The organism is Marinimicrobium agarilyticum DSM 16975, assembly GCF_000423345.1.
Classification (GTDB): Bacteria; Pseudomonadota; Gammaproteobacteria; order Pseudomonadales; family Cellvibrionaceae; genus Marinimicrobium; species Marinimicrobium agarilyticum.
The window spans coordinates 230788-250454 of sequence record NZ_KE384008.1; the positions used below are offsets into that span (position 1 = coordinate 230788).

Genomic DNA, 19667 nt, shown 5'->3' on the forward strand with positions numbered 1-19667 from the left:
GTTGTTGGCTGTTACTATTATTTTACGCATCAATCGCCGGGGCCAATGAGCTTGCAGTGACTGATGAAGTAGTCGCCCGAATCGGAAGCCTCGAGTTTCGAGATTGTGCATTGGCTACACCCTATCATCAGCGATATGTTCAGTGTGCTTTCGTTGAGGTTCCGGAAAACTATGATGAGCCCGAAGAGCGTCGTCTGGAGCTGTTGGTTATTCGCTTGCCCGCCTCGGCGGCGCGCACCACGGATGATCCGGTATTGGCGATTGCTGGTGGGCCCGGTCAGGCTGCCAGTGACAGTTTCCTGTGGCTGGATCGGGCCTTTCAGGATCTCGCCCGGCAGCGGGATATTTACCTGATTGATCAGCGTGGTACTGGCCATTCCAATGCGCAAACCTGCGACCTGAGTCACCGGGAAGACCTGTTGCTGGCTGATGACCGGGAAAGCTTTCGGGAGCTGGGGCGAGAGTGCCTTGCCCAGTTTAAGGGTGACCCGCGTCAATATACGACGCCTGTAGCGGTTCGGGATTTCGAAAGGGTGCGTGAAGCCTTGGGCGTTGCCCAGTGGAATCTCTACGGTGTTTCTTACGGGACCCGCGTGGCCCAGAGCTATATGCGGACCTACCCGACGGCGGTTCGCACGGCGGTGCTGGACGGCGTGCTTCCGGCCCAGGAAAATTTTGGCCCTCAAATTGCGCTACACAGCCAGGCCGCTCTTGACGCTTTGGTGGTGCAGTGTCAAGCGGACGAGGCTTGCCGAGAGGCTTACCCCGACCTCGGCTCCGGTCTCGAGGCGTTGTTCGAGCGGCTTGATACGGCGCCTGTCGAATTTCACTATCGGGAAATCAGTAGCGGCGATCAAGTGCAGGAAACCTTGCGTCGCGCGCACCTGGTATCGATCGTGCGGATGGCCCTCTATAACAGTGAGGTGCTGTCGGTGCTTCCGCCCATGCTCGCCCAGGCCTATCGCGAGGACGACTTTGCCGCGTTGGCGAGGATGTCTCGTCGATTGGACATTTCTGACCAGTTGGCCATGGGAATGCACAACAGTGTCATGTGTTCTGAAGATGTTCCCTTTATTGAAAATGTGCCCACCGATGCCCTTAAAAATACCTACATGGGAACGCAAATGGTGGAGGCATTGAAAGGGTTGTGTGAGGTCTGGCCCAGAGGAGATATCGACGCCTCTTACAAGCAGCCACTGCGCTCCGCTATTCCCACGCTGCTACTCAGTGGCGAACGGGACCCGGTGACACCTCCCGCGTATGGCGAGGCGTTGCTTGAGGGGCTGGAGCGTGCCCGTCACATTACCGTCCCCCATCGCGGTCACCACGTAGGCATCACCGGCTGTATGCCGAGGGTGATTGCTCAGTTTGTAGAATCGGCGCAAACCGAAGGCCTGCAAGTAGAGTGTCTTGGTCGGCTTGAAACCGTGCCTCTATTTCTCAATGTGAATGGACCCTCTCCCTGAAGGAGCAACCCCGTGATCGAAACCGAACAGCTGGCCAAATGTTTTAAGGCCAAGGGACAGAAGAAAAGCCGGGTCACAGCGCTGAGCGATGTCAGCTTTCGCGCCTCAGACGGAGAAATCACCGGTTTGCTTGGCCCCAATGGCGCGGGAAAGTCCACCAGTCTGCGGATTTTGGCCGGGCTTATACGGCCCGACAGCGGAAGCGCTCGGGTGGATGGTTACGACGTTCTGAAGGATCCGCTCGCGGTGCGTCGCAGCCTGGGATACTTGCCCCACAACGCTGGCCTGTACCCGCGCCTGACCAGCCGTGAGAACCTTGTGTACTACGGGCGTCTGTGCGGTCTGTCCGGCACCGAGGCAAAAGCTCGTGCGGAGAATCTGGTGGAACTGCTCGACATGGAGGCGTTTGCCGACCGGCGAACCGATGGCTTCTCCCAGGGGCAGCGGACCAAGGTGGCACTCGGGCGCGCGCTGATTCATCGCCCCCGCACCCTGATTCTGGATGAGCCCACCAATGGGCTGGATGTGATGGCGACGCGAAATCTTCGGGCCATTCTCCGGCGGTTGCGCGATGAAGGGCACTGTGTGCTGATTTCCAGCCACGTCATGCAGGAAGTGGCACGCCTGTGCGATCAGGTCGCCATCATCAGTGATGGCCGGGTGGCGATGACCGGAACGGTGCCCGGTATTCTGGAAAAAACCGGTCAGCAGGATCTGGAAGACGCTTTCGTCGTCGCCATTGGTGAGCGGCTGGAGGTGAGCGCATGAAAGCCTTCTGGATCATCGTTCTTAAAGAGATACGGGATAATTTGCGCGATCGCCGGTCCATGTTCTTTACCCTGATGTACGGTCCGCTGCTGCTGCCCGCCCTGATGATTGGCCCCTTGGTGTTCAACGTCAACAAACACACCGTGAACTTCGAGCAGCCGCTGAGTGTGACGGTGGCCGGTAGCGAGCGCGCCCCCAACCTGATGCGTTTTCTCTCTCAACATAATATCGATGTGGTCGAGGCGGATGAGAACTTTTTGTCGCCTCTGAGGGAGGGGCGACAAAAATTGGTGCTGGAGGTGCGCACTTCTTATGGCGATGCCTTCCGGTCGGGCGAGCCCGCACCTCTGGTGCTCCACTACAACAGCAGCGAAGATGGTGCCGACCGGGAGCGGCGTCGTTTGCGCGGGGTGCTGGACCGGTACGATGAGCAAATGGGACGGCTTCGTTTCCTGGCCCGAGGGATGGACCCCCAGGTGTTTCAACCCCTGCAGATCAGCGAGCATGATCTGTCGAGGGAAATGGGTGGCGAGGTGATGGTGGGGCTGATGATTCCCTTTCTGCTGCTGTTTTCCATGATGATGGGCGGGTTCTACCTGGCGGTGGATAGCACGGCGGGGGAGCGCGAACGCCTTTCGCTCGAGCCGTTGTTGGTGCTTCCTGTGTCGCGAGTGCATCTGGTGCTTGGGAAGTTCACTGCCGTGCTGAGTTTCGTGCTGATCTCCCTCCTGGCGCCTTTGTTGACGGCATTCTTCCTGTTCAACCTGCTGGATGACAGCGGCTTTACCAGCCAGTACGACTTTTCTGCAATGACCTTTGTAACCGCAGGGGTTTTGCACTTGCCCGTCGCTTTTTTCTTGACGGCGTTTTTGGTCATGATCGCCGCGTTTGCCCGCTCGACCAAAGAGGCGCAGACCCAACTGGGCCTGGCAATGATGGTGCCCATGATCCCGTTCTTTGTCCTTCAGTTCATGGACGTTCCCAAAGACTCCCTGACCACGGCAACGCCGCTCTTGGGGCAGTATCAGTTGATGGGTAGCATTGTTCAGGGGCAAGAACTCGCCTGGTCTCAGGCGGGCCTCTCGATGGTATCAACGACGCTGGTCGCGGCACTGTTTTTATTGTTGACGATCCATCGCTATCGGCAGGAGTCACTGCTGCAGTGACGCTATAGGGATAGGCGCCGGGCGTTGGAGCCACGGCGCTTTTGCATATCTGTGTTCAGGACGCTCGTCGACGGAACAGCGGCAGTGGCTGATCGACCGAGGTCTGGTAGTACTCGGTAAAGTCTTTGAGTGCCTCAATGGCCGGCTCCAGATGGTGCTCTCGCTCCGGTCCGAAATCCAGGGCGTTGACACCGCAGCGGCGCAGGTAGCAGGCCTGCTCCGCCAGGAAGTACCCCACGGCCCGAAGCTCTCCGGTGAAGTCAAAACGCTCGCGCAGCAGCCGGGCGGTACTGAACGCACGGCCATCGGCGAACGCCGGAAAGTGTACCGCCACCAGCGGAAAGCGTTTGGCTTCATCGCCCAGTTCGTCCGCGGTCTCGTCGGTATCCAGCCATACGCCAATATCGGAGCGCTCCGCCAGAGCGTCGTGCTGGGCCTGCCAGACTTTCAACGGCACGATCACCTTGCCGCCGGGAACCTTTGCCTCGGCTGCTTCGCCTTCGGGCTTTGCCATCAGCGTCCAGTCGTTGTCGACAATGGCGCCGTCTTTAACTAGCTTTGGCATAAACGCGCTCCTTGAAGGGGGCGATACCCACCCGGTTGACAGTGTCGATAAAAGGCTCTTCTTCGGTACGTGTCTCGACGTACACATCGATGATCTTCTGGACCACGCCGGGCATATCCTCGGCGTTGAACGAGGGGCCAATCACCTTACCGAGCGAGGCGTCGTTGCTGGAGTTGCCACCCAGAGTGACCTGGTAGAACTCCTCACCTTTTTTGTCCACGCCCAGAATACCGATGTGGCCCACATGATGGTGGCCGCAGGCATTCATACACCCGGAAATGTTCAGGTCGATGTTGCCCAGGTCGTAGAGGTAATCCATATCGTCAAATTGACGCTGGATCGCCTCGGCGATGGGGATGGACTTGGCGTTGGCCAGGGAGCAGAAATCGCCCCCCGGGCAGCAGATCAGGTCGGTCAGCGTCCCGATGTTAGGGGTGGCGAAGCCGGCGGCCTTGGCTTTCTGCCATAGGTCGTAGAGGTCGGCCTTGCGCACATCCGCCAGCACCATGTTCTGTTCGTGAGTGGTTCGCACTTCGCCAAAGCTGTAGGTATCGGCCAGGTCTGCCAGGGTTTCCAGTTGCCGGTCGGTAATGTCCCCCGGCGCGATACCGGTGGGCTTCAGCGACAGGTTGACCGCGGCATAGCCGGGCTTTTTGTGGTCGCGCACATTGCGCTTGAGCCAGTTTGAGAAGGCCTTGTTCTCGCTCGCCAGGCGGTCGATTTCCGCCTGAATGGCGGTATCATCGGCCGCTTCGTAGTCCGGCTCGGTAAAGTAGCTCTTGGCCCGGTCGATTTCCTCGCCGGTCAGGGTGGCGCTCCCGTCCTTGAGGTGTTCCCACTCCGCTGCGACTTTCTCGGCGAAAACGTCGGGCGTCATGGCGCGGACCAGAATTTTGATCCGGGCCTTGAACTTGTTATCGCGCCGCCCGAACTGGTTGTAGATCCGCAGGATCGCTTCCAGATAAGTCAGCAGGTGTTGCTCGGGCACGAACTCGTTGATCAGACTGCCCACCACCGGTGTGCGGCCCAGGCCTCCGCCGACGAAAACGCTGAAGCCCAGCTCGCCGGCGTCGTTGCGCACGATCTGCAGGCCGATGTCGTGCACGCGAATAGCGGCGCGATCTTCCTCGGTCGCGCTCACGGCAATCTTGAATTTGCGCGGCAGGAAGGCGAATTCCGGGTGGAAGGTGGACCACTGGCGGATCAGCTCGCAGTAGGGGCGCGGGTCCACCAGCTCGTCGGTGGCGACGCCGGCGAACTGGTCGGTGGTGGTGTTTCGGATGCAGTTACCGCTGGTCTGGTTACAGTGCATCTCCACTTCCAGCAGTTCGTCCAGAATATCCGGCACCTCTTCCAACTGAGGCCAGTTGAGCTGGATGTTCTGGCGGGTGCTGACGTGGCAGTAGCCTTTGTCATAGGTACGGGTAATGTGCGCGAGTTTACGCAGTTGGCGGCTGTTCAGCAGGCCATAGGGCACACAGATACGCAGCATCGGCGCCAGGCGCTGAACATAGAGGCCATTCTGCAGCCGAAGTGGCAGAAATTCCGCCTCCTCCAACTGCCCGTCCAGATACCGTTCCATTTGGGCGCGAAACTGCTTGACGCGTTGGCCCTGGATACGGCGGTCGTATTCGTCATAAATGTACATAGAGGGCTGATTTACCTGTACTGCCAGTCGTTGTTGCCATGGGGCGGAAAGCCGGTGTCGGCCAGCCCTGGGGCGGTGGTTAGACGCCGCGGAGGATACACGAAAACCACGCCGGAGGCGACCCTCGGCGGCGGCTCGGGCGCGAGTCGAGACTCTAATGAGGTGCGTAAAATAGCAAAAAAGGGGGTGGCAACTGAACAATCGATTTGGGCTAATCTAATGCCCGGTGGTTATATGCCGCCCCGCCGGGCAGAACCCGGGCCTCCCGGCACGGACTTGTCAATCTCCGGACGTTGTGATTAGATCTGCTCTTCAAAGGCGCTGGTCGGTAGGCTCAGGTCCAGCGATGATCCTTGACTGAAACCCATCATTTGAACGACAGGGGAGAATAAAAATAATGGCTGAGAATACTGACGTCATGCACCAAAACGCAGAACACGAAGATCAGGGTGACGGTGTCGCCGACGCCATTGCGGCCGTCGCGCTGATTGCCATTTTTGTGGTCACCTGTATCTACTGGGTCAGCGGTCAATAGCCGGACGACCCCGCGTTGGCTCCGCTTCAGGAGCCAAGCTCCCGCTCAATAACAAGCACGGTCGCCAGGCTCCGTTTGGCAGGTGGTCTTTTTTGAGATAATTGCACTGTCAACTAATGTCTGGCAGGATAAGGTTATCTGTTGACCACTCCTGCGAGGGACTTATGCTCGGCTCCGATCGTACCGCCGGTTCGGCGTTTCACCTTCACAACAGTTTCACGTTCTGGATCGCCCGGCTGGCGAGCTGCATGCGCGAGGCCTTTAACGAGGCGCTGGCGGAGCACGATGTCAGCTGGCCCCAGTGGATGATCCTGAACGTCCTCTTCCACGAGCTGGCCAATACCCCGGCACAGATCGCCGACAATATCGCTGTGGATCGCTCCGCCGTCACTCGCCTACTGGACCGACTGGAGGCGAAAGACCTGGTTCAACGCGAGCACGATGGCCTGGATCGGCGATCGGTCAAAATTCACCTGACGCGGGCCGGAAAGCAGTTGGTCCAGAATCTCAATGAGCAGGCGGTCAACCATCAGAACCGGTTCCTGAATCAGCTGCATCCCACCGAACTCAGAGCGTTCAAGGGCAATATCCAGAAACTGCTTCGAGCGGTGGATATCGATAGCAGCCAGCTCTGGAAGCACGTATAGCCGCGCCGCTCGCTAACCGGCGTTTGCCAGCACCAGCCGTACGATGAAGAGCACTCCGAATACAAACACGGCGGTGAAAATAACGCCCGCAATGATATAAGTGGCGACGCTGCCACTGGTAAAATCCCGCTCGCGGTTCTTGCTGCTCTGCACGCCGAAAGCGGCCGCCAGGGTACTGAGTATGATCTGGAAGACGTTGGGCTTTTTAGGGGTTTGGTCGTCGTTCTGGTTGCTCATTAGAAGGCCCGTTTACGCGAGAGACTGTTGAAAGCCAAGGGTTGAAAGTAGAAGGTCTATGACAAAACCGATCGACCAACTGACGGTGCTGCCGCCCTGTGACGAATCACTGGAGATTGTACGCGAGGCGTCAAGCTTTGTGGTGCTGAATAAACCCCCGAGGCTGTTGACCGTTCCCGGCCGGCATCCGGCAAATCGCGACAGCGTCATTGAACGGCTGCGGGTCGAGCACCCGCAGGTGCACGCGGTGCATCGTCTGGACTTTGATACGTCGGGGCTGTTGGTCGTGCCTTTGACCAAAGCCAGTCTATCGCACCTCAGTCGTCAGTTTCAGGCCCGTTCGGTGGAGAAGGTCTATACGGCGGTCGTTCAGGGCATTGTGAAAGAGGACGAGGGTGAAATCAATCTGGCCATGGCACCGGACCCTGAAGCGCGCCCGCGCAGTAAAATCACTGAAGACGGCAAGCCGGCGCTGACCCGCTTCAGGGTGCTGGCGCGGGATGAGCAGCGGGGCACCACGCGGTTGGCGCTGCACCCGGTGACCGGGCGGTCCCATCAACTGCGCCTACATTGCCAGGCCATCGGTCACCCCATTTTGGGGTGTGAGTTTTATGCGCCGGCGGAGGTGGTGGCCATGGCGCCCCGTCTGCTGTTGCATGCATCCAGTCTGGCGTTTGAAGATCCTGAGACGGGCGAAACACTGACTTTCTCTTCCCTCGCGCCTTTTTAGCGGGAGCCTGTTTTACGAGGGTGAACGCCAACGGGCAAGCTCTGTTTTCAGCCGCTCGCTCTCCTCCAGTAAATCCAATACCAGGGCAATGCCCGCGAGATTGATACCCAGATCCCGGTGGAGGTTGACCGCCCGGCGCAACCGCACGAGGTTGTGCCCGGCGAATGCCCAGCGGCTGGCGTCTGGCTCAAGCGGATCAATCACGCCCTCCTGCACGAGTTCGACCACAAAGTCGACTTCCACGTGACAGTTGCGGCAAAGCTCTCCCAGGGTCAGCTCAATGTCTTCTTCCAGTATGGTTCCGGTCAGGCTATTCATGGGTCACGCCTCCAGATGACGACGGGGGTTGTAGGGAGCGGCCTGGGCCAGCTTCCGGTAGAGTTCGGCCACCGCTTCATCGTGAGCGGGTGGGGCGTGAATACTCAGCTCCGCATAGAGGTCTCCGGGCGGAGTGCCCGGCAGCCCCCTCTCCTTTAGGCGCAACTTGCGCCCGGACTGGGAGCCGGCGGGAATTTTCAGGTCCACTTTGCCCGATGGCGTCGGGATCTGGACCTTGGTCCCCAGAGCGGCTTCCGAGGGCGTCAGGGGGAGGTTGAGAAACAGGTCCTTGCCCTCCAGGCGGAAGTGCCTGTGGGGTTTGAATTCGATTTCCAGGTAGAGGTCGCCGCTGGGCCCGCCCCCCATTCCGGCGGAACCCTGCCCGGCGAGGCGAATGTTCTGTCCGGCCTTGATGCCTTTGGGAATTTTGACGTTCAAGGTCCGGGGCTTATTAATAACCCGCCCCTGGTCATCGACCTGCTGCTGGCGCAGGGTGATCTGACGCGTGGCGCCGTTGTAGGCGTCTTCAAGGTCGATCTGGACCTTGGCGTGTTGGTCTTCCCCTCGGCTGCGAAAGCCGCCACCCTGTTGGAAGCCACTGGCGCGAAAGCCTCGCTGGCCGAAAAGGCTTTCGAAGAAGTCGCTGAAGTCTCCGGCGCCCATGCCTCCCATGCCTCCCGTATGGGAGAAGCCGCCTTCACTGAAGCCGCGGTCCTGTCCCCAGTCCGGTGGTGGCTCGAAGTCTTGCCCGCGCTGCCATTGGCTACCCAGTTGGTCGTAGGCGGCGCGTTTTTCGGGGTCTTTGAGGACTTCGTAAGCTTCGCCCAGTTCTTTAAACTGGTCTTCGGCGTTGGGGTCTTTGTTCAAGTCGGGGTGGTATTTGCGGGCCAGTTTTCGGTAGGCCCGTTTGATATCGTCCTGGGAGGCGGTTCGTTCGACGCCCAGGGTTTTGTAGTAGTCCTTGTATTCCATACGTGACCTCTTGAATCACCCGAAAATACAGTAGGCGAGGTGGCTTACTCTTAATATACAGTCTTTATTGTGGGGGCGTGTTGATGTCTATCAAGTGTTTTTGGAGTGGTTGTGGATGCATTTCGTCCGGTCGGGGGTGGGGTACACCCTTCGGAGACCCGCCGTGAATACATCCATGAAGGCTTCTCATCGGCATCCATGCCTCAGAGAGTCTCCGAAGGGTGTACCCCACCCCCTCCCTCAGCACTTCGACTCAATGTTGGTCACAAACTTTCAAATTACTCGGAGGCCACCGAAGGGGTGTATGGGGCCGGGACTCTCTGAGGCATGGATGCCGATGAGAAGCCCCCAGGGAAGGGTTTACGGCGGGTCCCGGCCCCATACACCCCTTCGGTGGCCGGACGTGCAGATAAGTGACTAACTCATAGAGCGTTTATCCTTGATCGTCCCCCTGGACCGTCGCCACCAGAGTTCGGCCACCGGCACGGTTGCGGTGCTCGCACAGATAGATACCCTGCCAGGTACCGAGATTCAGGCGCCCGTCCGTGATCGGCACCGTGACGCTCGCCCCCAGAATCGAACACTTGATATGTGCGGGCATATCATCATCGCCCTCATAATCATGCTCGTAATAGGGCGCGCGTTCCGGTACAAACTCATTGAAATGCCGTTCCAGGTCACCGCGTACCGTCGGATCCGCATTCTCATTGATCGACAGCGACGCCGAGGTATGCTGAATAAACAGATGCAACAACCCACAGCGAAGGTTTTCAATGGGCGGAATAGCCTTCAACACCTCATTAGTGACCAAATGAAAACCACGACTTTTGGCGGGAAGGCGAAATTCGGTTTGCTGCCACATAGGAAAAAGACCCTCAACGGTTCAAAAAACGCTTTCAAGAGTAACGCACTGCCGCTGAGGTGCAAGCTTGCGCAGGGTCACACAATTGACAGCGCTGTCTTTTTTTCGAAGGGACTATGGTAGAATGCGCGGCCTTATAGTCGAATTAACCATGAAAATGGAGTGTTTGTCGTTATGTTCAACGCCTCCCGCCAAGTGACCTGGCCCCGGCTGAAAAGCGCGCTGGAAAAGGACAATGCCATCGAGCACCGTGTCGAGGAGTGGCTCGGGAAAATGTCGCTGGAGCAGAAGGTCGGGCAGATGATTCAGCCCGAGATCAAGCAGGTGACGCCGGAGGATATCCGGGAGTATCACTTGGGCTCGGTGCTCAACGGCGGCGGGAGTGTGCCCAATAACGACCGCTACGCCCAGGCGAGCGACTGGGTGGCGCTGGCGGATCAGTTCTGGAATGCGTCCATGGATGAGTCCGAAGGCCACTTGCCCATTCCCATCATGTGGGGGACCGACGCGGTCCACGGTGTGGGGAATCTGGTGGGAGCGACGCTGTTCCCCCACAACATCGCGCTGGGTGCGGCCCAGAACCCGGAGTTGCTTCGCCAGATCGGGGAAGTCACCGCCCGGGAAATCGCCGCGACCGGCCTGGACTGGGACTTTTCACCCACTGTAGCGGTGGCTCGCGATGACCGTTGGGGGCGCACTTACGAGTCCTGGTCGGAAGATCCGGACCTGGTTCGGGCCTACGCCGGCGAGATGGTCAAAGGGTTGCAGGGGCAGGGCGGCGAATGCCTGGATGAACATCATGTGATTGCTACCGCCAAACACTTTATCGGGGACGGTGGCACGGTGAACGGCATCGACCGGGGCGACAACGTCGACTCGGAAGCCACGCTACGCGACATTCACGGCGCGGGCTATTTCAGCGCCATTGAAGCTGGTGTCCAGGCAGTGATGGCCTCGTTTAACAGCTGGCACGGCGAGCCGCTGCACGGGCACTACCATTTGTTGACCACCGTACTGAAAGAGCAACTGGGCTTTGACGGGCTGGTGGTTGGAGACTGGAACGGTCACGCGTTTATTCCCGGCGCCGAAGTGCTCAACTGCCCCCAGGCCATCAATGCGGGTCTGGATATTTTTATGGTGCCGCACCCCGAGTGGAAAACCCTTTTCCACAATACCGTTGATCAAGCGAAAGACGGCACCATTCCCATGAGTCGTATTGACGACGCCGTGCGTCGTATCTTGCGCGTCAAGTTGAGAGCGGGCCTGTTCGAGCGGAAAAAGCCCTCCAGCCGTGCGCTGGCGGGCAAGCAGTCCGAACTGGGCGCCGCCGAACACCGGGCCGTGGCCCGCCGTGCAGTGCGGGAGTCGCTGGTGCTGCTCAAGAATCGCAACGACCTGCTGCCCCTCAACCCCAAGCAGCGCATCCTGCTGGCGGGTGACGGCGCCGATAACATCTCCAAGCAGGTCGGCGGTTGGTCGATTACCTGGCAGGGGACCGGCACCAGCATGGAGGATTTCCCCGGCGCGACGACGATCCGTTCCGCCTTTGAGTCGGTGGTCAGTGACGCCGGGGGTGAACTGGTTGTCAGCCCGGCGGGAGAAACCGATCAGCCCGTGGACGTGGCCGTGGTGGTGTTCGGGGAAGACCCCTACGCGGAAATGCAGGGGGACGTCCAGAACGTGCAATACAAGCCCCGGGATACCCGAGATTGGGAGTTGTTGAAGTCGCTCAAAGCCAAGGGGATTCCCGTCGTCTCCCTGTTCGTTACCGGCCGCCCGCTCTGGGTGAACCGCGAGTTGAACGCCTCGGACGCCTTCATGGTGATCTGGCAGCCCGGTACCGAGGGGGCGGGCGTGACCGATGTGCTCTTTACTGACGCCCAGGGCCAGGTTCAGCACCCGGTTAAAGGCAAACTCAGCTTCTCCTGGCCCTCAAGGCCGGATCAGGCCCCGCTGAACATGGGTGAGGCGGGCTACCAGCCGCTATTCCCGTTTGGTTATGGCTTGGAATACGGGCAGCGCGACGAACTGGCCGACAACCTGTCGGAGGAGGGGTTGCAACTGCCGGCCACCGAGGCGGTGTGGGAGCTGTTCAAGTTCCGTCCGTTGGATGCCTGGCAGATTGAGGTTGAGGGCGGCAAGAACGACCGCGCCGTGATGTCGGGCAACCGGATTGAGGTTTCCACGGTGGTGGTGGACTCGGTGGATCGGGAGGTTCAGGAGGACGCCCGACACGCCCGATGGAATGGCGAGGGTTTTGGTCTGGTCTCGCTGGCCACTCGGGATCGGCAGGTGCTGACCGACTATTGGCGTTCCAAAGGCGCTTTGGTGGTGGATATTAAGGTGGACGCCGCGCCCTCGGCACCGGTGAAGTGGCTGGTGGGCTGCGGTCCTTCCGCGGCGTCGGAGGTGGATGTGACGTCGGAGCTGCGGGACTTGGAAGGGGAGGGTTGGCAGACGCTGGTCATTGCCCTGGACCGCTTCCCGGATGTGGGTTCGGATTTCGGTCTGGTATTGCCTCCCGAAGAGTTCTTCACCCGCGTCCTGGAGCCTTTCACTCTGACCACCGAGGGCACTCTGGATCTGACATTCTCGGGCATCCGGATCGAGAAGAGTCGGGCTTGATTTGAGTGGCGGAATAGAGGCGCTTCGAAGTAGAGCGCTGCGGGAGGGTAGGTGTCTGCGAGACACGCCGTAAACCCATGACGTGAAGGGATTCACTAATGCCGCGATGGCATGGATGCCATGGAGCGGCCCATGGGGGCTCGAATCGCGGGTCCCCCGCTCCACGGTCTCGCAGACACCTACCCTCCCTCCGCTGTGCCAGCTGAGAGTTCGAGGAGGTAGCAGGATCTCAACCTCCATTGTTTCTAGGGAGACAGTCGGCGAGCAGGTCGCCAACCGGTTTCTTTAGACGTCGCTCCGAAGGCGACAGCTGAATGGTTTGGCTATTCACAGGTGCTACCTCTACCTTACGTTCGGCTTTTGCCAGCGAAGGGAGGGCATACCGTTGCGAGACTCTCTGAGGCATGGATGCCGATGAGAAGCCTACAGGGACGTATTCACGGCGGGTCTCGCGGCGGTATGCCCTCCCGTAGCGCTAAAATGCGGAGTCCTTACCTCTCCCGCCAATAAGTACCAATGCCCCTTGATATTCCCCCGTGTGCCCCCAAATCCTTCCCATCCAGATTCAGCCTCCCCGACCAATGACGGTAGGGGAGTCCATGTTTAACGCTATTGGTAAAAACAGGAGAAACACTCCCATGACCGTGGATGCCCATAAAGAAACGCTCGGCTTTCAGACCGAAGCCAAACAACTGCTGCACCTGATGATCCACTCCCTGTACTCCAACCGGGAAATCTTCCTGCGGGAGCTCATCTCCAACGCCTCCGACGCCTCCGACAAACTGCGCTTCCAGGCCCTCGAAAACGACGCCCTGTACGAAGGCGATAGCGACCTCAAAGTACGCGTCAGCGTCGATAAAGAAGCCAATACCCTCACCATCAGCGACAACGGCATTGGCATGGACCGGGATGAGGTGATCGACAACCTCGGCACCATCGCCAAGTCCGGTACCGCCCAGTTCCTGAAAAACCTCACCGGTGACCAGAAAAAAGACTCCAAGCTTATCGGCCAGTTTGGTGTGGGCTTTTATTCGGCGTTCATCGTTGCCGACAAAGTCGTTGTGACTACCCGCAAAGCCGGGACCGATGCGAACCTGGGTGTGCGCTGGGAAAGCGAAGGCGAAGCCGAATTCAACATCGAGAACATCGAAAAAGCCGATCGCGGTACCACCATCGAGCTGCACCTGCGCAAAGACGCCGAAGAGTTTGCCGACGACTGGCGCCTGCGTTCTATCATCAAAAAGTACTCCGACCACATCGACATCCCCGTGGTCATGCAGAAACAGCAGAGCTCCGAAGAAGACAAGGATAAAGAGCCCGAGGACGAAGTGGTCAACACCGCGACCGCGCTTTGGACCCGTTCTCGCTCCGACATCAGCGACGAAGAGTACAAAGAGTTCTACAAGCACATCAGCCACGACTATGCTGACCCGCTGACCTGGAGTCACAACCGGGTTGAAGGCAAACTGGACTACACCAGCCTGCTGTACGTGCCCGAACACGCACCGTTTGACCTGTACAACCGCGACGGCGCCCGGGGTCTGAAACTCTACGTACATCGCACCTTCATCATGGACGATGCCGAGCAGTTCCTGCCGTTGTACCTGCGCTTCATCAAAGGCGTGATTGACTCCAACGACCTGTCACTGAACGTCTCGCGGGAAATCCTGCAGAAAGACCCCAACATCGACACCATGCGCACCGCGCTGACCAAACGTGTGCTCGACATGCTGTCAAAAGTGGCGAAAAACGACAGCGAAAAATACACGACCTTCTGGAAAGAGTTCGGCCAGGTCCTCAAAGAAGGCCCCGCCGAAGACTTTGCCAACCGCGAAAAAATTGCCAAGCTCCTGCGCTTCGCCAGCACCCACACCGACAAGCCGGAACAGGACCAGTCCCTGGACGACTACATCGCTCGGATGAAAGAAGGGCAGGACAAGATCTACTACATCGCGGCGGAAAACTTCAACACCGCCAAAAACAGTCCGCACCTGGAAGTCTTCCGCAAAAAAGGCATCGAAGTGCTGTTGATGTTCGATCGCGTGGACGAGTGGCTGATGAGCCACCTGATGGAATACGACGGAAAATCCTTCCAGGACGCCGGCAAAGGCGAACTGGATCTGGGTAAACTCGACAGCGAAGACGAGAAAGAAGCCCAGGAAAAACAGGCCGAAGAGCTCAAGCCGTTGATCGAGCGGGTCAAAAAAGCCCTGGAAAGCGACGTCTCCGACGTACGCATCACCCACCGGCTGACCGAATCCCCGGCCTGTGTGGTCGTGGCCGAGCACGAAATGGGCGCCCAGATGCGCCGGATACTGGAACAGGCCGGCCAGGCACTGCCGGAATCCAAACCCAGCTTCGAGCTCAACCCGGACCACCCGCTGGTGAAAAAACTCGACCAGGAAGCCGACGAAGCCCGCTTCGCCGACTTGGCCAAAGTCCTGTTCGATCAGGCCAACCTGGCCGAAGGCACCCACCTGGAGGACCCGGCGGCCTACGTGCATCGGTTGAACAAACTGTTGTTGGAATTGAGTCATTAAAGTGAAGGGTAGGGTGGTAAGTTGAAGCCTCCTGTGGCAGGTGCGCTTCGCTTACCGTGCCCTACATCTCAATGCGGCATGGAGGTCCGAGGTTCCGTACACCATCGGTAGACTCTCTGAGGCATGGATGCCGATGAGAAGCCCCCATGGATGGGTTTACGGCGGGTCTACCGATGGTGTACGGAACCTCGGACCGGACTTTCTGGAGGGCAAAAAGCAATAGAATACGCCTAAAGGGCCTGGAGTGGCCCCCTTGCGTGTGTCGAAAGTCCGGTATAAGCTAAGCCTAAGTTGTTGAAATTGGACAAAAATAAGTGCAGGGCCAGCACGGGGCACAAAAGCGCCCCCTTCTCCAATAACAGGGCAGCCGCCATGACCAAATCGGAACTGATCGAGTACATCGCCGAACAGCAAGACCAACTCCCCGTCAAAGACATCGAATTGGCCGTCAAACTGATGCTCGACCACATGGCCGACGTCCTCTCCTCCGGAGAGCGAATCGAAATCCGAGGCTTTGGCAGCTTCTCACTGCATTATCGAGCCCCGCGCATGGGCCGCAACCCCAAAACCGGCGAAACCGTCGAGCTTGACGGCAAATATGTTCCTCACTTCAAACCGGGAAAGGAGATGCGCGACCGTGTTAACGAAAGTCTTCAGCACTAACCCCGGCGCCCCAGGGCCCAAGGATACGACCCCATGAAAACCCTCACACGCTGGGTCAAAATTGCGCTCATCGTGCTCGCCTTCGTACTGGGCATCTGGTTCGCACTGGAAAACGCCCAGGCCATTTCCGTCAGCCTGATGGGCCTGGAACTGCCCGCCCTTTCTCTGGGCGTGTGGCTACTCCTGTTTACCGGCTTGGGGGTCCTGCTTGGTATGGCCGTAAGCCTGCTGCCCGTCATGGGCCTGCGCCGTCGGCTGCGGGCCAAAGAGCGGCAACTCGCCCGGTGTGAGAAAGAAATCAAACAATTGCGCCTGCAACCCATTCGGGACTGATCGCTATGGTCGATATCGGCTTATTCGGCCTGATCGTGGTCGCCATCGCTGCCGGTTTCTTTCTCGGGTGGCGGCAGCGGGGGCGGCGCCTTCAAGAGGATACCCAGCACTTCGGCCCCAAATACTTCAAGGGACTGAGCTACCTTCTCAATGACCAGGCCGACAGTGCCGTCGACGCCTTCATCGAATCTCTCGAAGTGAACCCGGACACCCTGGAAACCCACCTGGCGTTGGGCAACCTGCTGCGTCGCCGGGGTGAAATTGCCAAAGCCACCCGCATCCACCAGAACCTGCTCGCCCGCCCCAGCCTGACGACCCCGCAACTGCACGAAGCCCAGCTTGAACTGGCTCGTGACTTTATTCGTGCCGGGCTGCTCGACCGGGCGGAAGGCCTGCTTCAAGAGCTGGTTGATGTGAACAGCCAGTACAAACCCGAGGCACTGGGTCACCTGATCGAGATTTACCAGGACGAGAAGGATTGGGACAAAGCCATCGAAGCGGCCAATCAGCTCAGTCAGCGCCGCTTCGGTCGCAGCAACGGCAACCGGGCGATCGCCCGGGCGCACTTTTGCTGCGAGCTGGCCGAGGATATGCTGAAGCGCAATGACGGGCTGAGCGCCCGTCGGTACCTGCAGAAAGCACTGAGCTTTGACCGGCAGTCGGTTCGGGCCAGCCTGCTGTGGGGCCAGCTTGAACACAGCCTGGGTAACGAACGCGAAGCGTTGAAAGCCCTGCAGCGCATCCCCCACCAGGAGCCGGAACTGTTGGTGGAAAGCCTGGACCTGATTTGCGCCTGCTACGAGCGACTGGGTGACCACAAGGGGCTTCAACGCTATCTCGAAGAGCTGTTGGCTCAGTACCCCAGCAGTTCCCTGGTGATCAAAATGGCCGAGCAGGTACGCTGGGCCAAGGACGATTACGCGGCGGCGGACTTCATCGCCGAGCATCTCCGGCGCCGACCCACGATCAAAATGCTGAACCGATTGGTGGAGCTGTACCTGCTGCACTCCGAGGGGCGTGCCCGGGATAACCTGCAGTTACTCAAGCAGCTCGTCGATCAGGTCTTGGAAGCCAAACCCAGCCACCACTGCCGCAAATGCGGCTTCGCCGGCAATCAGCTGCATTGGCTGTGTCCCGGCTGCAAAACCTGGGGCAGCATTACCCCGATTACCGGGGTGGAGGGCGAGTAGCGGCGGGGAGTCGCGGCCGCATCGGGCTCTGTTTTCCCCCTTCATTGTGGGGTCGGGTCCCGAAAAGTTGCGTCTCAGGTGAAATTTTCTCCGAATTCCCTATAATGACCGGCCGTCAGGCTGCATCGGTTCAACCTCCCACAACAAGACAGCCGACCATCCCCACGGGTCGGAGCCGCTGGATCAGTGCCAGCGAGAACCTCGGGGAGCAAGTCAATGAATTCATACCCAAAACGGAGACACATTGTGAAAGCACCTGTACGCGTTACCGTCACCGGCGCCGCCGGCCAAATCAGCTACTCCCTTCTGTTTCGTATCGCCGCGGGCGAGATGCTGGGCCCGGATCAGCCGGTGATCCTGCAGCTGCTGGAAATTACCCCTGCACTGAAAGCCCTCAAGGGCGTGGCCATGGAACTGGATGACTGTGCCTTCCCGCTGCTGGCGGGTATGGAATGCACGGACGACGCGGCCGTCGCGTTCAAAAATACTGACTACGCACTGTTGGTCGGCGCCCGTCCCCGTGGCCCCGGCATGGAGCGTAAGGACCTGCTGGAAGCCAACGCCAAGATCTTCTCGGTCCAGGGCAAGGCACTGAACGACCACGCCTCGCGCGATGTGAAGGTATTGGTGGTGGGTAACCCGGCCAACACCAACGCCCTGATTGCCCAGCGCAACGCGCCGGATCTGGACCCGCGTCAGTTCACCGCCATGACTCGCCTGGACCACAACCGTGCTCTGACCCAACTGGCACAGAAAACCGGGAAAACCATCAACGATGTGACCCACCTGACCATCTGGGGCAACCACTCGTCCACTCAGTACCCCGACATTCACCAGACCAAAGTGGCCGGCACCAACGCCATGGAACTGGTCGAGCAGTCCTGGTACGAGAATGAGTTCATCCCCGTGGTTCAAAAGCGCGGCGCGGCGATCATCGAAGCCCGCGGTGCTTCCTCCGCTGCCTCGGCTGCCAATGCCGCCATTTTCCACATGCGCGATTGGGCCCTGGGCTCCGCCGAGGGTGACTGGGTGAGCATGGGTGTCTACAGCGATGGTAGTTACGGCATCGACAAGGGCCTGATCTACTCCTTCCCGTGTGTGTGCAAAAACGGCGACTGGGAAATCGTTCAGGGCGTGGAGATCAATGAGTTCTCTCGCGAGAAAATGCAGGCCACCGAAAAAGAGCTGCAGGAAGAGCGCGACGCGGTGAAGGAACTGCTGCCGGCCTAAACCGCGCGGTCCGTTTTTTCGAAGTCACGCAAAAAGGTCGGCGCAATGCCGACCTTTTTTATTGTGGGTCTCTGTATTGAGAAGGGTTCGGTACAGATCCGAAAGTGAGCCTCAGGCGGTTTTGATCACCACGCTGCCTCGACGGGTCTCCCCGGGCGTCAGCCTCCAACCTTCATCCAGAACCGCCCCCCGCTCCAGGCACACAAAGCCGCGTTCGTTGCCGGCGCCCATATCCACCATGTCCGCCGCCTTGTCGGCACCGGGGTTCCAGGCAACCAGGCTTGGGCAGTTCCGGTGTTCAATCTCGAGTCTTGGGGTGGGCTCGAGCGTCACCGCTGTCTCAACCGCGGGGTAGACCCGGTCGACTTCATCGTCGAAGGTTAAGGGTCCGGACTGTTGTGCCGGCTCGTGGTGTTTCAGATTGTCGAGGTACGTGCGCCCGGCCAGGGCGGGTACCTGTGCGTTGTCGAGATCGCCCACCGGCAGGTAGCTGTGTAGCGCCCAGGTGAATTCGACCGGTTGTTCCGCCTCATTGGTCAGGCTCAACTCCAACTCAATCTGGTGTCCGAGCATCATTCTCAACTCGGCCTTGAACGGCGCTGCAAACAGCTCGCTGCCGGGGTGCCGAAGCTCGAACCAGAGCTCGCACCGGCCGTCGTCGCCTTCAGCGACCTGGGTCAGCGTCCAGTCGCTCGTACGGGCGAAGCCGTGTTGCGGTTTGTCGCCGTCCGGGTGGGGGCCGAACCAGGGCAGGCAGACGGGAACGCCGCCGCGCAACGCCTTGCCCGGCTGAAAGTGGCACTGGGGGCTGAGCCACAGCAGAGGCGTGCCATCGGCCTTGGTGAAAGAGAGCAGCTGCGCCCCCTGAGGCGCAATGATGGCTTCACACCGGTGCGTTTCGACACGGATAAGAGGCAGACCCTCTCCCTCCGCGCTCGGGAAAAGGGTTCGGCTGTCAGTCAGAGTCACGCCCTTGTAGGGCGCTACGAGCTCGGCGAGCGTTGCCATGGGCTATCCTCTCAAAACATCGTATAAGTGAGATTATTGCGTCCATTCTACGATATTCACCCCAAACCGGACTATCCTTGGGGGCAGTTAGGGTGACGGTCCTGTGGATACCTGACGGAAGATCGGCAGGACCCTTTGGCTTTCGGCGACGCAGCCAGTATCAT

General features: G+C 59.3%; 19 protein-coding genes. 12 read left to right on the top strand and 7 right to left on the bottom strand.

From position 1 onward, the window contains the following. Positions 1 to 56: 56 nt before the first annotated feature. From G547_RS21990 to G547_RS0116870, 3 genes are read left to right on the top strand one after another with little or no spacing between them, the layout of a single operon-like run. Entirely contained in the window at positions 57 to 1466 is a 1410-nt protein-coding gene (locus G547_RS21990; RefSeq protein ID WP_051235673.1) for an alpha/beta hydrolase, read from the top strand. 12 nt (positions 1467 to 1478) lie between these two features. Then, positions 1479 to 2234: an ABC transporter ATP-binding protein gene (locus G547_RS0116865; RefSeq protein ID WP_027330843.1), complete on the top strand. Its 756-nt coding sequence runs from the start codon at positions 1479 to 1481 to the stop codon at positions 2232 to 2234. After that, complete coding sequence (locus G547_RS0116870) at positions 2231 to 3400, top strand: ABC transporter permease (protein ID WP_027330844.1); 1170 nt, start codon at positions 2231 to 2233, stop codon at positions 3398 to 3400. The genes G547_RS0116865 and G547_RS0116870 overlap by 4 nt, the downstream gene beginning before the upstream one ends. Positions 3401 to 3455: 55 nt before the next feature. Here G547_RS0116870 and G547_RS0116875 read toward each other — a convergent pair whose 3' ends face one another. Together G547_RS0116875 and G547_RS0116880 are read right to left on the bottom strand one after the other, a co-directional pair. Continuing rightward, positions 3456 to 3965 carry a DUF934 domain-containing protein gene (locus G547_RS0116875; RefSeq protein ID WP_027330845.1) on the bottom strand — a complete coding sequence of 170 codons (510 nt, stop codon included), beginning with the start codon at positions 3963 to 3965 and terminating at the stop codon, positions 3456 to 3458. Further along, positions 3949 to 5613: a nitrite/sulfite reductase gene (locus tag G547_RS0116880; RefSeq protein ID WP_027330846.1), complete on the bottom strand. Its 1665-nt coding sequence runs from the start codon at positions 5611 to 5613 to the stop codon at positions 3949 to 3951. Before G547_RS0116880 ends, G547_RS0116875 begins: the two co-directional genes overlap by 17 nt. 397 nt (positions 5614 to 6010) lie before the next feature. Here G547_RS0116880 and G547_RS23525 point away from each other — a divergent pair, with 397 nt between their 5' ends. Next, positions 6011 to 6148, top strand: a complete 138-nt coding sequence (locus G547_RS23525; protein ID WP_157209924.1) for a hypothetical protein — start codon at positions 6011 to 6013, stop codon at positions 6146 to 6148. A gap of 164 nt (positions 6149 to 6312) precedes the next feature. Beyond that, complete coding sequence (locus G547_RS22850) at positions 6313 to 6795, top strand: MarR family winged helix-turn-helix transcriptional regulator (protein WP_051235674.1); 483 nt, start codon at positions 6313 to 6315, stop codon at positions 6793 to 6795. Between the two features lie 12 nt (positions 6796 to 6807). Here G547_RS22850 and G547_RS0116895 read toward each other — a convergent pair whose 3' ends face one another. Next, positions 6808 to 7032 carry a DUF2970 domain-containing protein gene (locus G547_RS0116895; RefSeq protein ID WP_027330847.1) on the bottom strand — a complete coding sequence of 75 codons (225 nt, stop codon included), beginning with the start codon at positions 7030 to 7032 and terminating at the stop codon, positions 6808 to 6810. Positions 7033 to 7090: 58 nt separating this feature from the next. Between G547_RS0116895 and G547_RS0116900 the strand changes: the two genes are divergently transcribed. Then, a complete protein-coding gene (locus G547_RS0116900) occupies positions 7091 to 7762 on the top strand; it encodes an RluA family pseudouridine synthase (RefSeq protein WP_027330848.1) in 672 nt (223 codons plus the stop codon). 12 nt (positions 7763 to 7774) lie between these two features. Here G547_RS0116900 and G547_RS0116905 read toward each other — a convergent pair whose 3' ends face one another. From G547_RS0116905 to G547_RS0116915, 3 genes are all read right to left on the bottom strand, one after another. After that, positions 7775 to 8080, bottom strand: coding sequence for a chaperone modulator CbpM (locus G547_RS0116905; RefSeq protein ID WP_027330849.1), 306 nt, complete (start codon positions 8078 to 8080; stop codon positions 7775 to 7777). Between the two features lie 3 nt (positions 8081 to 8083). Further along, positions 8084 to 9052 (bottom strand): DnaJ C-terminal domain-containing protein, encoded by a 969-nt coding sequence (locus G547_RS0116910; protein ID WP_027330850.1) that lies wholly within the window; start codon positions 9050 to 9052, stop codon positions 8084 to 8086. Positions 9053 to 9485: 433 nt separating this feature from the next. Beyond that, a complete protein-coding gene (locus G547_RS0116915; protein WP_027330851.1) occupies positions 9486 to 9914 on the bottom strand; it encodes a secondary thiamine-phosphate synthase enzyme YjbQ in 429 nt (142 codons plus the stop codon). Between the two features lie 174 nt (positions 9915 to 10088). On the opposite strand from G547_RS0116915, the gene G547_RS0116920 reads away from it, so the two are divergent. The 6 genes from G547_RS0116920 to G547_RS0116945 all read left to right on the top strand — a co-directional run bounded on the left by G547_RS0116920 (position 10089) and on the right by G547_RS0116945 (position 18495). Continuing rightward, entirely contained in the window at positions 10089 to 12539 is a 2451-nt protein-coding gene (locus G547_RS0116920) for a glycoside hydrolase family 3 protein (protein ID WP_281167786.1), read from the top strand. Between the two features lie 638 nt (positions 12540 to 13177). Next, a complete protein-coding gene (gene htpG, locus G547_RS0116925; protein WP_027330853.1) occupies positions 13178 to 15079 on the top strand; it encodes a molecular chaperone HtpG in 1902 nt (633 codons plus the stop codon). A gap of 300 nt (positions 15080 to 15379) precedes the next feature. After that, complete coding sequence (gene ihfB, locus G547_RS0116930) at positions 15380 to 15742, top strand: integration host factor subunit beta (RefSeq protein ID WP_281167787.1); 363 nt, start codon at positions 15380 to 15382, stop codon at positions 15740 to 15742. Positions 15743 to 15775: 33 nt separating this feature from the next. After that, a complete protein-coding gene (locus tag G547_RS0116935) occupies positions 15776 to 16075 on the top strand; it encodes a LapA family protein (RefSeq protein ID WP_036189235.1) in 300 nt (99 codons plus the stop codon). 5 nt (positions 16076 to 16080) lie between these two features. Continuing rightward, positions 16081 to 17265 (top strand): lipopolysaccharide assembly protein LapB, encoded by a 1185-nt coding sequence (lapB, locus tag G547_RS0116940; RefSeq protein WP_027330856.1) that lies wholly within the window; start codon positions 16081 to 16083, stop codon positions 17263 to 17265. Positions 17266 to 17511: 246 nt separating this feature from the next. Next, positions 17512 to 18495: a malate dehydrogenase gene (locus tag G547_RS0116945; RefSeq protein ID WP_027330857.1), complete on the top strand. Its 984-nt coding sequence runs from the start codon at positions 17512 to 17514 to the stop codon at positions 18493 to 18495. Between the two features lie 111 nt (positions 18496 to 18606). On the opposite strand, the gene G547_RS22000 is transcribed toward G547_RS0116945, so the two are convergent. Continuing rightward, positions 18607 to 19503, bottom strand: a complete 897-nt coding sequence (locus G547_RS22000; protein ID WP_036189238.1) for a D-hexose-6-phosphate mutarotase — start codon at positions 19501 to 19503, stop codon at positions 18607 to 18609. Between the last annotated feature and the right edge of the window lie 164 nt (positions 19504 to 19667).